Source organism: Bacteroidales bacterium, assembly GCA_016709865.1.
Classification (GTDB): Bacteria; Bacteroidota; Bacteroidia; order Bacteroidales; family VadinHA17; genus LD21.
Map to the genome: position 1 here is coordinate 1,365,183 of JADJLX010000005.1, position 12,041 is coordinate 1,377,223.

The 12,041-nt window shown below is 40.9% G+C and carries 12 protein-coding genes; 4 read left to right on the forward strand and 8 right to left on the reverse strand.

The genetic code is table 11. From position 1 onward, the window contains the following. Window positions 1-17 precede the first annotated feature (17 nt). Complete coding sequence (locus tag IPJ16_14250) at window positions 18-1,610, forward strand: thiamine pyrophosphate-binding protein (protein MBK7628334.1); 1,593 nt, start codon at window positions 18-20, stop codon at window positions 1,608-1,610. A 96-nt stretch (window positions 1,611-1,706) separates the two neighbouring features. Here IPJ16_14250 and IPJ16_14255 read toward each other — a convergent pair whose 3' ends face one another. Together IPJ16_14255 and IPJ16_14260 are read right to left on the reverse strand one after the other, a co-directional pair. Beyond that, window positions 1,707-2,243, reverse strand: coding sequence for a GNAT family N-acetyltransferase (locus IPJ16_14255; GenBank protein MBK7628335.1), 537 nt, complete (start codon window positions 2,241-2,243; stop codon window positions 1,707-1,709). A gap of 14 nt (window positions 2,244-2,257) precedes the next feature. Further along, window positions 2,258-2,608: a 30S ribosomal protein THX gene (locus tag IPJ16_14260; GenBank protein ID MBK7628336.1), complete on the reverse strand. Its 351-nt coding sequence runs from the start codon at window positions 2,606-2,608 to the stop codon at window positions 2,258-2,260. Between the two features lie 110 nt (window positions 2,609-2,718). Between IPJ16_14260 and IPJ16_14265 the strand changes: the two genes are divergently transcribed. From IPJ16_14265 to IPJ16_14275, 3 genes are read left to right on the forward strand one after another with little or no spacing between them, the layout of a single operon-like run. Beyond that, the gene (locus IPJ16_14265) at window positions 2,719-3,264 is read left to right on the forward strand and encodes a DNA-3-methyladenine glycosylase I (protein MBK7628337.1); all 546 of its coding nucleotides are present in this window, start codon (window positions 2,719-2,721) and stop codon (window positions 3,262-3,264) included. A 29-nt stretch (window positions 3,265-3,293) separates the two neighbouring features. Further along, window positions 3,294-3,758 carry a pyridoxamine 5'-phosphate oxidase family protein gene (locus IPJ16_14270; GenBank protein ID MBK7628338.1) on the forward strand — a complete coding sequence of 155 codons (465 nt, stop codon included), beginning with the start codon at window positions 3,294-3,296 and terminating at the stop codon, window positions 3,756-3,758. Window positions 3,759-3,785: 27 nt separating this feature from the next. Further along, window positions 3,786-4,559, forward strand: a complete 774-nt coding sequence (locus tag IPJ16_14275) for an NYN domain-containing protein (protein ID MBK7628339.1) — start codon at window positions 3,786-3,788, stop codon at window positions 4,557-4,559. Between the two features lie 120 nt (window positions 4,560-4,679). Here IPJ16_14275 and IPJ16_14280 read toward each other — a convergent pair whose 3' ends face one another. The 6 genes from IPJ16_14280 to IPJ16_14305 all read right to left on the reverse strand — a co-directional run bounded on the left by IPJ16_14280 (window position 4,680) and on the right by IPJ16_14305 (window position 11,844). Then, window positions 4,680-4,877 carry a cold-shock protein gene (locus IPJ16_14280; GenBank protein MBK7628340.1) on the reverse strand — a complete coding sequence of 66 codons (198 nt, stop codon included), beginning with the start codon at window positions 4,875-4,877 and terminating at the stop codon, window positions 4,680-4,682. A gap of 20 nt (window positions 4,878-4,897) precedes the next feature. Continuing rightward, a complete protein-coding gene (locus tag IPJ16_14285) occupies window positions 4,898-5,230 on the reverse strand; it encodes an RNA-binding protein (GenBank protein MBK7628341.1) in 333 nt (110 codons plus the stop codon). A 232-nt stretch (window positions 5,231-5,462) separates the two neighbouring features. Continuing rightward, the gene (locus tag IPJ16_14290) at window positions 5,463-8,258 is read right to left on the reverse strand and encodes a hypothetical protein (protein ID MBK7628342.1); all 2,796 of its coding nucleotides are present in this window, start codon (window positions 8,256-8,258) and stop codon (window positions 5,463-5,465) included. 92 nt (window positions 8,259-8,350) lie between these two features. After that, window positions 8,351-9,679, reverse strand: a complete 1,329-nt coding sequence (locus IPJ16_14295) for a Gfo/Idh/MocA family oxidoreductase (GenBank protein ID MBK7628343.1) — start codon at window positions 9,677-9,679, stop codon at window positions 8,351-8,353. Between the two features lie 82 nt (window positions 9,680-9,761). Further along, window positions 9,762-11,114 (reverse strand): alpha-L-fucosidase, encoded by a 1,353-nt coding sequence (locus IPJ16_14300; GenBank protein ID MBK7628344.1) that lies wholly within the window; start codon window positions 11,112-11,114, stop codon window positions 9,762-9,764. A 13-nt stretch (window positions 11,115-11,127) separates the two neighbouring features. After that, the gene (locus tag IPJ16_14305; protein MBK7628345.1) at window positions 11,128-11,844 is read right to left on the reverse strand and encodes a GntR family transcriptional regulator; all 717 of its coding nucleotides are present in this window, start codon (window positions 11,842-11,844) and stop codon (window positions 11,128-11,130) included. Window positions 11,845-12,041: the final 197 nt, after the last annotated feature.

The window sequence follows — 12,041 nt, forward strand, 5'->3', positions numbered from 1 at the left end:
TATTCAACATGTTATTTATGACTATTGCTGAATATATTGCTGATCAGCTATATACAAATGGTGTAAGGTTTGTTTTCGGAATCCCCGGCGGACCATCGATCCCATATATGGAGGCATTTAAAAATGCAGGTATAGAGTTCATACTCACCTCAAATGAGGCATCTGCAGGTATTATGGCTGACGTTACCTCAAGGCTGACAGGCGTTCCGGGAATATGTCATGCTACCTTCGGACCGGGCGCTACCAATATTTCTACAGGTGTAGGGGGTGCCATGCTTGACCGGTCTGCTGTTATAGTTTTCACAACAGAGGTTTCTGATGATATGATCAACCGGACAACCCAGATGAACATTAACCATCAGAAGCTTTTTGAACCTGTTACTCTGGCAACTTTCAGGCTGACAACAGGAAATGTAAAGGAAGTTATGGAATCAGCAATCCGGTTTTGCAATGGAATTTACCCCGGACCGGTACACATCGGATTACCATCTGATATATCAGGAAATGAGATAATTGATTCAGGCGAAACAGGCATAATCAGTGAACAGGAGTATCATCAGAATGATATTCAAAAGATTATTTCAGATCTGGAGAAGTCGAGACGTCCTCTTCTGGCTATCGGACTGACAGCAGTAAGGGAGAATATACACTCAGAGATGCAGGAATTTCTGAAAAAATACAGGATGCCGGTAGTGATCACACCAATGGCGAAGGGAATAATCAATGAAGACAATCCCTGTTATGCAGGAGTGCTATTTCATTCTTTAAGTGATTACCTTGAAGACATTTATGAAAAGACCGATCTTGTTATAGGTATTGGTTATGATCCGGTTGAATTTAACTATGAATCCTGGATTCCTGATGTACCGCTTATCCACTTCGACACCAGGCAAACAGACATACCCCGCCGGGATTCGGTAAATCAGTATATCGGTCCTTCCAACGAGTGGTTTACCATCCTTAAGAACCTGAATGAGGGCTCACTGATATTTGAAGAACATCTGATCAGGGGAGTACGTGATGAGATGATATCAGTGTTTGAAGGTTTCACCAATCATTTTGGTCCGGCTGCAGCCCTAAAAGTACTGCAGGATGAGCTTCCTGTAAATACAATTCTGACATCTGATGTCGGATCACACCTTCACCTCATAGGGCAGTTCTGGCAGACATCAGGCAAGAACAGGGTAATAATGACTAACGGATGGTCGGGTATGGGATTCGGTATACCGGCTGCCCTTGCAGCGCAGCTGAATGACAAACATGCTAACGTTGTATGCATTACAGGTGATGGTGGATTCCTGATGATGGCTGGTGAGATAATTACAGCACGACGGTATAACCTTCCGGTTATAATAGTTGTCTTTTCCGACGGAGAACTGAATCTTATTAAAGTCAAACAATCGTGGAAAGAGCTGCCTCCATATGGCACAATTCTATATCAGGGTGACTTATTCGGAGCAGATACCTTTCTGGGAATAAAGGTTTTAAGAGCCGACTCAACAGAAAGAATGAGAGCCGCAATTATTGAAGCACTGTCGGAGCATGAACCAGTTATTATAAATGCGGTGATTGATCCTGAGGATTATAAGTGGCTGATTGTAAAAAGATAAGAAACAGGTTCTGGGTACTTGGTGCTGGTTGCTGGGTGTTGTAGATCAAACTAAATACATGCCACCTAGCACCTAGCACCTAGTACCCAGCACCTATTAAATATAGTATTTGAAATCCTCCTTCAGCACCGAATATATACAGCTATCCTTAATTATTCCGTTCTTGATAACATTTCTGTGAAGGGTTGCTTCAAGTCTGTATCCGGCTTTCTCAAGGGCTCTGCGCGATCCTGGATTATCTGCAAAAGGTTCGGCATAAATCCTGACTACATCAAAATCTTTGAAGCCATATGAAGTTGCTGCCTTGATAGCTCTGGTTGCAATTCCTTTTCCCCAATGCTCTTCAGCAAGAAAATACCCGATCTCAAAGTTTTTCCTGTAGATATCTGATTTTGTCACAATGCCAATACTGCCAACCAGTTGTTTATTTACCATAATAGCAAAAAACCGCGGAGGCTGGTTTTCCGGCAATATAATATTCAGCCAGTCAATGGCATCTTGTAGTGAATATGGATTAGGAAAACCATCCCGGAGGTTGTCAGCGACTTTTTTATTATCAGCTATAACAGCCAACGCCCCGGCATCATTAGTAGTCCAGGGTCTCAGTTTAACTCCCTCAAAAAGGATTTCCATCAGTAAAGGCTGGTCTACTTTTCTTTTTTAGGTTTAGCTGTCTTTACAGGTTTTTCAGCTTTAGGTGCTTTCTTTTCTTTCTCAGCCTTAGGTGCTTTTTCAGCTACCGGTGCTTTCTCCTTCGCAGCTGCAGGTGCCTTTTCCCTGGCAGCCTTAACAGCCTTAACTTCTTTTACTTCTGCAACCTCTGCAACAGGAACTGCTTCTTTCTTTTCTTTCACTGCCTTCTTTTCCTTATGTTCCTTTTCTGCAGCTACTTTTACAGGTTTTACTTCAGGTTTAAAGGTCTTTTTGCGAAGACGTCTGACACCAAAAGTACCGAGTATAATTTTACCTCTTCTCGATTTTTTATCACCTTTTCCCATATAAGTTGGTTTTGTTTAGTTTGTTTAGTCCTTTTTACGGAATGGAAGCAAAGTTAACAAATTTCTTTATTTTTAATGAATTATTTTAAGATACAAAAACAAATACATATATGACCTATTGCGATTATATAAAAACTATTTCAGGGGAACAGCTTATGCTTCACAAGGAGTACCACGATAAACATTATGGTTTCCCTATTGACGATGACAATGAACTTTTTGAGAGATTAATGTTTGAGATAAACCAGGCTGGCCTGAACTGGATCCTCATACTTAAAAAGCAACACAATTTCCGTAAAGCATTTGACAATTTCAGAGTTGAAATAGTAGCAGAATACGGAGATAATGATTTTCAAAGACTTATGCATGATGAAGGTATAATCAGAAACCGGCTAAAAATAAATGCTGCTATTGAAAATGCAAAAACAATAATCACGATTAAAAGGGAATTTGGTTCATTCAGGAACTGGCTCGATATAAACTCCAAACAGAATGAGACTGTTGAAAGCTGGACAAAACTCTTTAAAAAGACATTCAAATTTACAGGTGGTGAAATTGTAAACGAGTTTTTGATGAGTACCGGCTATTTGCCTGGAGCGCATAGTCCCGATTGTCCGGTATATAGAAAAATAGAAGAAATAAAAAGAAAAAGTTGATTAACAGAATAAGTAACCAGTTGTAAATCATGAGAAGAAAAGACAGAGAAGTGACTGAAGATGAGAGCATAAAAGATATAATTAACAGGGCGGATGTTTGCAGGATTGCCCTTGCAGTTGAAAATGAACCATATATTGTTACAATGAATTTCGGATATGTTCCTGTTGGCAAAGGAGTACTCTATTTCCATTGCGCTAATGAGGGAAGAAAACTTGATATGATAAGAAAAAACAACCATGTCTGCTTTCAGATGGATACAGATCATAAACTTTATGGAGGTGAGAAAGGATGTGACTGGGGGATGAATTTTTCTAGTGTTGTGGGTTATGGTAATATTTCGGTAATAACTGAAGATGACAGGAAGACTGAAGGGCTTAATGCTATAATGTCGCATTATGGAGCAACTGGTGAGATTACTTACAGTGAGAATGTTATGAGTAGAACAACTATTCTGAGGCTCGACATTACCCGGATGACCGGAAAAAAGCGTTAACTTGCAATAAGTTAAATAATACTACTTATGCAAACACTAAATGATCTTCGTCTGGCAGTCCTTATAGATGCCGACAATATACCATACAGCAATGTAAGGGGTATGCTTGAGGAAATTGCCAAGTACGGCACACCTACCTTTAAGAGGATCTATGGTGACTGGACCAGACCGACTATTGCCGGTTGGAAATCCGTTCTTCTTGAGAATGCAATTACTCCGATTCAGCAGTACAGCTACACCAAAGGTAAAAACTCAACCGATTCAGCTTTGATTATTGATGGCATGGATATCCTTTATTCCGGTAAGGTTGATGGTTTTTGTATTGTCTCCAGCGACAGTGATTTTACCAGGCTTGCCACAAGATTAAGGGAAGCCGGCATGAAAGTTATAGGAATAGGGGAAAGAAAGACACCTCATCCTTTTATTGTTGCCTGTGACAAGTTCATATACCTTGAGATAATTACTTCGTCATCAGCAGTTGCAGAAGCCGCCCCTGAGATCAGGAAGAAAGGCAAACCGGTTGTAAAAAAGAAAAAGGTTGAAGCACCTGATACCCAGACACCAGCGCAGATAGTAAAAAGACTGATTTCTTCTTCAATTACAGACCTGGCTGATGAAAACGGCTGGGCGTATCTCGGTGATGTCGGCAATCTGATCCTAAAGAAACAACCTGATTTTGATCCGAGAAACTTTGGTTTCCCAAAACTTACTCCCCTCATTCGCTCGCTCGATTTTGAGATTGACGAGAGAGAATCGGGGCAGAACCATATCAAGCATAACTATATCAGGAACAGGAAGTGAGGTAAGAGGTTGGGGTAAGAGGTGCGAGGTACGTGGTATGTGAAGTGAGGAGTGATTTATATCAAATAAAAAAGGCTGTACATTTCTGTTACAGCCTTTTTGGTATTTTTTTGAGTAAGACTAGTCTACTCTTTTAACCTTGATGGCAACCGGTCCTTTTTCCCTCTGCTCAATTTCAAATTCAACTGCCTGACCTGCCTCAAGTTCGGTATGGGAAACTTCTAAACCTGAACGGTGGATAAAGATATCCTTATTGTCTTCTGTCTGAAGGAATCCGTAACCTTTTACTCTGTCATACCATTTAACAGTACCTTTCATAGTTTTAGATGTTAAGTTAACTACCTGTAGTTATCTCTTCTGTTTCCACCACCGCTTCCGCCTCTGCGGTCACCACCACCGTCACCACCACGGAAATTACTTCTTCTGTCAGTTCTTTCGATTGACTCGTTAACGATAATGTTTCTTCCGCTAACTTCAGCGCCGTTTAGTTCTTCGATAGCTTTTTTTGCTTCAGCGTCATTTGGCATCTCAACGAAACCAAATCCTTTGCTTTTTCCAGAGTACTTGTCAATAATGATTTTTGCGGATGTTACTTCGCCATACTCTTCAAAGATTTCTTTTAATTCTGCTTCACTCATTTTAAAATGAAGACTTCCTACGTAAATGTTCATAGTTCAAATATTAAAGTATTTATAAAACAGGGACAAAGGTCATATTTATTTTTGAAAACAAAAAATAAAATGCCATAATATGTTGTATTTAAATAGCTTTTTGCCATTATACACTACTTTTTTCCAGCTAAAACTATCTGTTTTTAATGCCTGTTAATTTTCAGAAATAACAATGATTTTTACATTTTGTTCAGAAATGTTCTTTTTTTTGTCTGATACTAACGCCTCTTTCTTATTTCTTCTTCTGATCTTCCAGTCTGTATTCCACTTTCTCCTTCTGATCTATTACCATCTCTTTCGGATCGTCAAGTACCGGTGACTCCTCCAGGGACTTCCAGTCAAAGTTCTCATCGAGCGGGGTAAGCGCTTTCTGAGGGTCAAAAAAACGAATGTCAGCCGGCAGTGCAGTATAAGGAGTATAATCCGGCTTACCTGTAAACATATCGGAGAGGTCAGTTGCCCCGGCGTCATACTGATTCAGATATGGTAATCCGAGTATATTCCAGAAAGTTTTGAATATACTGCCAAAGCTGTAATGCAGTTTGCTGATATAGTTCTTCTTAGCCCATGGTGATATAACCATTAGCAAACTCCGGTGAGCATCGATATGATCTACACCATTCTGAGCATCATCTTCTGTAATTACAATGGCCATATTCTTCCAGTATGGAGTATGAGAAAGGTACTCTACTATCCTTCCCACTGCCAGGTCATTATCAGCCATGTAACTCTCTCTGAACGGATATCCTGCTTCAGGTCTCTCTCCTGCCCCATGATCGTTTGGCAATATCACTGTCAATACCTGTGGCATAACCTTACCCTCGCCCATCCACTTTGCTTCAAACTCTTTAATAAACTGTGTCATCCTGAACTGGTCGGGTATTGCCATGTTATAGGTAGGATACTCCCTTGAGGTCCTGCTGAATATAGGAGTAGGTACAGGAAAATTTGCGAATTGTTTGATTCCGGTATACTTGTACGACTCATCGTAAAAAGCAGGTTCAAACATAACGCTGAAACCAAAATTATAGAAGTCTATTTTATTTCTTTCGAGATGATCCCACATTGAACCTGATTCATTATAGTCTTCGGGATATATAGCCCCTGCAGCTCCGTTCATACCCAGACTGCCCGGTGCTTTTGAAGCGGGATTATATTCCCTGTTGCCTCCATAACTGGCCGGAGTACAAGTCTCAACCCACTCATTGGGATAGGTATTTACAAGCCATCTGTGTCCATCGGCCGAAACATCAGAATCAACATAGAAGTTGTCTCCGATTGCAAACTCCGAAGCGAGTTTTAGGTGGTTTGGCATTACGGTTGCAGCCTGAATAAGCTCATTTTTAGCTTTATTTGTAAATGAGGCATTCCGGCCATACCTTGCAATAGAGGGATCTCCCTCTGAATTCGGAACCTGCCCAAAGACCTCATCAAATGTCCGGTTCTCCTTAGAAATGAATACAATATGTTTTATCGGTGACTCTTTCTGACCTCCATATACTGGAACCGGGTTTTTCTTCCGGGTTCTTATCAGTTTACCGGCTTTTTGCTTAAAGAAGTTGTTGGTGATAACCTGTGAAGTCATCTTTTTCAGTTCTCCTTTCGAAGGCATCTCTATTACAGAGACAGTACCTTTCATAAGCGATCCGATATATGTTCCTTCGCCGCCCTCTTTGAAATCTTTTCCTCCGTTAGGACCACTGCCGTAACCTTTTGCATTTGTTACTATCAGATGTTTGCCGTCAGGAGTAACCTTTAGTTTTGAAGGAAACCAGCCAACAGGAATATGCCCTTCAACGGTAAATGAGGGAATATCAATAACTGCCACTGCATTAATGCCGGCTTCCGCTACATAGAGCTTTTTCTGATCGGGTGACACAGCGAGTCCGAATGGTATTACACCCCTGAAATGCTTCAATGCCTCATCAGGCTTCAGAAAGATCTCTTTTATAATTGAATCAGTCCTGATATCAATTACAGTAATATTATCATTGTTACCGTTACTCACAAATACATATTCTGAAGTAACTGCAAGTGAGTTCGGACTTGAGCCTCCCACTGCCGGAATCCCTTCAACCATTTGTCCGACAAGATTGCCGGTTTTAATCCTAGCTTCTATTTCAGGCTTCAAAATATCATCAAGAGAGACTGCCCATACCGAAAAAGCTTTATCACTGTTGGGATCTCCCAGTCCGGGGATCACCAATGAATCAGTAACAATACCATCAATCATTTCTTTGGTATTGTATGCAAAGGCAGGAAATGAAAGTGCATTTTTATAATCGGATGTTTCTTCGATTTTACCGATCTTACTGTATTGGAACATACCAACATTCGCCACATAAACTTTTTTCTCATCAGGAGTAAGACATACTCCGAATGGATATCTGCCAACCACAACTGAACTTACAACCTTCATTTTGCGGGTATCAACAATAAGAAGCCGGAAATTGGTCTGGTCAACAGCTAACAGATAGTTTCCGTCGCGTGTTAAAACCATATCGCCTATATAGCCGTCAGGATTTAATGTACCATCCTCAAAAACTGAACATTCCACAGAGTCGATCTTCGATCCGTTTGCAAGATCGAATACCTGAATGGAATTATCCTGACCGGCAGCAACATACACTTTACTGTTATCGGGTGATATGGCAAGTCCCATAAAAACTGATTCCAGCACACCTTCATCAGTATTATAACCCGGCGGTACCTGGATAATATCAGGAGAAGTTGTAAGGTTATGAATTATTGATATTGAAAGGGGATTTGTGCCGGAATTAGCTGTCACTGCTGTTTCTCCGTCATTACTAAGAACAAGTCCGAACGGATGAGGAGCGACAAGCAGGCTTTTCCCCGATGGAGTAAGTAGCCGGCCGTTAGGAATTATAGTAATTCCATCCTTTTTTATTGAGGTATAAAGTGATCCGGCAGGTGCAGAAAGAACAACCGGATCATCTATTCCTGACCTGCATCCTGAAGCAATTATTCCGGCAAATGTTACCAGAAAAAATAATTTTGAGAATCTCATCTTTATGAATATTTCATTAATAAAAGCATAGGCGTAGTTTCATACTACGCCTAGCCTTAAAGTATAACTTATAAAGAATATCTGATCTTCTTCTATACAAGCTTGTAACCAGCTCTGTACTCGTAATGCATAAGCTTAGTGGCAGCACCATCGGTATCATCCACAAATGTCTCAGTCTGCGGATCCCACTTAATGGTGCGCTTCAGTGTGCATGCTATGTTACCAAGAGTACAAACTGTGCAGCTGCTATGACCAACCTCTACAGGAACAGCAGGATCAACATGATTTTTGACTGCTTCCACGAAGTTTAGCTGGTGAGGAATTCTTGTTTCATACGGACCTTCAACATTTGTAGCTGCCGGAGGAGGATTAAATTTAGGATCTGAGGCATTAAAGAAGCCTCTTGACACTTCTAACCATCCAGTTTCGCCTATGAACTTAACACCTTTTGTTTTTTTCTCATCAAAAGGTTCTGATGTCATCACAACACCATTGGCATATTTGAAAGTCATATATTCTGTGCCGTCGCCGACAGGTGAAATTTCAACCGGACCATTTCTGTCCATGCCGAGTCCCCACTGAGCAACATCGAACATATGGGCACCCCAGTCGGTTGTAAATCCGCCTCCCATCTCTGAATACCATCTCCATGCACCCCAGAATTGTTCATCCTGAGGAGGATCAAGTGATATCGGAGGATCGAGCTGATTATTAAAATGAATTGGCATCGGAAGTGATCCCAGCCACAAATCCCAGTTAAGATCAGCAGGAATCGGTTCTTCAGGAAGATCATACGGTTTAGGAGGAGCACCAACATAAGCATGCACTTTGGTTATCTTGCCAAGTGCACCATCCTGAACTAGTTTAACAGCATGCTGGAATTCAGCTGATGATCTCTGCTGACTTCCGATTCCTAGTATCCTGTTATTTTCCCTGACAACTTTTTTCAGTTCCTGACCCTCTTTGATTGTGAAAGTCATTGGTTTCTCAAGATAAACGTCTTTACCAGCTTTCAAAGCAGCAATAGCTATTCTTGCATGAGAATGATCAGGCACTGCAATAACAACTGCAGTAAGATCAGTTCTTGCAATCAGATCTTCAAATTTCTCATAGGTATCAACTTTAACTTCTTTTCCTGCCTTGGCATAGAATTCAGTTACCCTTTTCTCGAAACGCTTACGTTTAATTCCATAAACATCGCATCCTGCAAGTACTTTAACACCTGGAATCTGCATAAAGCCGTTAAGCAGAAACATAGCCTGCTGCCCCATTCCAATAAAGCCCAATTTGATTTCAGTGTCTGCAGGCGGAGTGCCTTTACATGATGATGCAATGCTCGGAAGCACTACCATTCCAGCTACACCGAGAGTTGCTGTGCCAAGAAACCGGCGTCTTGACATACCTTTTTTTTCTTCTTTCATGTTACAATGTATTTATCAGGTTAGTTAATGATTGGTCTTATGTTTTATAGCATATGAAGTATAAAAATAAACTTTTTTTTGATTATGATAATGCATTTTTAAATTCAAGTTTAATAATCATCACACTATTTGCCATTTCATTTACCGGAAGGTTCCTCAGACGCAGATATTTTTTCTGTTCAATGTGATCACCTGGACTAAGATCAACAACGCATTCCACTCTTTTATTATTATTGAGAAGGGTTGCTTTCACCGGCAAAACATCCAATGGTTTCACTTTAAATCCGTTCCCCGTAAGTCCTTTATTGAAATGGATGTAAATTGTTTTATCACGCGATGTTACAAAAACATCCTTGCTGCTCAACAGCTGAGTAACCGGAGTAACATTAACGAAAGATTCCTCAACTGAGAGGTACCACTCGCCCAGGCGTTCAAGGATCTCATATGACTGATCAGGTATCAGGCCTTCAGCGGTCGGACCCACATTCAGCAGATAGTTTGCATCGCGTGAAAGATATTTGTCGATGCTCCTCTCGAGATGAAGATCAGTATAATAATCCTCATCTTTTTTATAGCCCCAGCTCTCCATGCCTACTGACTGGCAAGCCTCGGTTGGTCTTTCCAGCACAGTAGCATCAGCCTCAGCAGCAGCAAAATCGCGCTCAGGGGTACCGAAATCTCCATCATCAAATCCGCGGTTATTGATTACAGCTGATGGCTGCAGAGATCTGATCATGGCATTCACTGAAGGATCTTTATAAAGAGGCACGTTCATGTCCCACCAGAATCCATCAATCTTCCCATAATTGGAACAGAGTTCCTTCACCTGGGCCTTTAGAAATTCCATGTATTTATCCCAGTCAGGGGTATCGCCCGGCTCCGGTCCTGCAAGTTCATGGTGTCGTCCCTGATTCGGATAGTTTGGATGGTTCCAGTCGGCTATTGAGTAATACAGGCACAACGGAACGTTTCTTCTGTGGCAGGCATCAGAAAGTTTGCCAATAATATCCTGTTTGTAAGGAGTGTTCATTGTATTGAATTTTGTCTGCTTTGTATCCCATAAGCAGAATCCGTCGTGATGCTTAGTTGTGATTGTAATGTACTTCATCCCTGCCATTTCCATTGTATCGAGCCATTCTTCGGGATCAAATTTCTTCGGATTCCACTGGTTTGCAAGCTTAACATATTCAGCTCGCGGTACACGGGCCCTCCACTGATGCTGCTCATGCCAGGCAGGGATTGAATATAATCCCCAGTGAATGAACATTCCGTATCTCTTTTCGAAGAACCAGTCGCGGCTGTCTCCAAACCTCTTAACTTTTTCATTACTCCAGGTATAGCCTGGTGAGTTCCCAAATCCGTAAAATGGTCCGGGAAGTAACAAAGGAGTTGATGCCAGCAAAGTGGCCTTCTTGATCATTTCACGTCTTTTCATTTTGACTATATTATTAAAACCTACCGAAAATAGAATATTTTTCTGTATTACAGAAGATTGAGGAATACAGAAATAACCCGGGATTGTTGGTTTCCAACCTTCGTTCGAGGTGAAGCACGGGTTGTTCCTTTTTGATTTTCAGAAACTTACCTATCTTAGTATTTGCAGGAATAGCTTTGATTCTCTGATCTCCGCCCTTAATTTCTATCCGGTAGTTATCTCTTAAGATCTGAAAAAGAGACCTGTTCTCAAACTGACGGGCAGTTATTCTTGGCAGGTTTATGTTTGCGATATAGCTGATATCGTAAAAAATGGGCACATCATCGAGGAGCCGAAGCCTCTCCATATAAATACAACCTGATTCCTTCTCGAGGTCAGAAAGCGGAAACATAAAATCTTCAGGCCATTGCATGAGAACCGGCTTTACAATAATCTTTGTCTTGAGATTGCGGTTACCAACTGCTGAAGTGGTACCTGAAACTGAAAGAATCCCTATCTCACGCGGAAGGTTATGAACTATACTGCCTTTTCCCTGGTGCTTTTTTATATAACCATCCGCGGCAAGGGTTGCAAGAGACTGGCGTACAGTGGGACGAGTCATGCCGTATAATTTGCATAACTCATTTTCCGAGGGCAGCAGATCACCCTCCTTATAAACACCATCCAGAATATGCTTCCGGAGTATTTCATAAAGTTTCCTGTACTGCGGTATGGCTTTAGGGCTAACCATGACAAAAAAATTAATTAATTGTAAAAATAATAAACTTTACTTGTAAATACAAGTTAATTGAATTATTTTTGTAGTCATTGATATTTAGACATATCTAAAGTAGTCAATATGTATTTCATTAACTTATAATTACAAGTCGGAAGACCGGAGACGGAAGACCGAAGTAAAAACAAAACAGACCTAATACCATAATAACT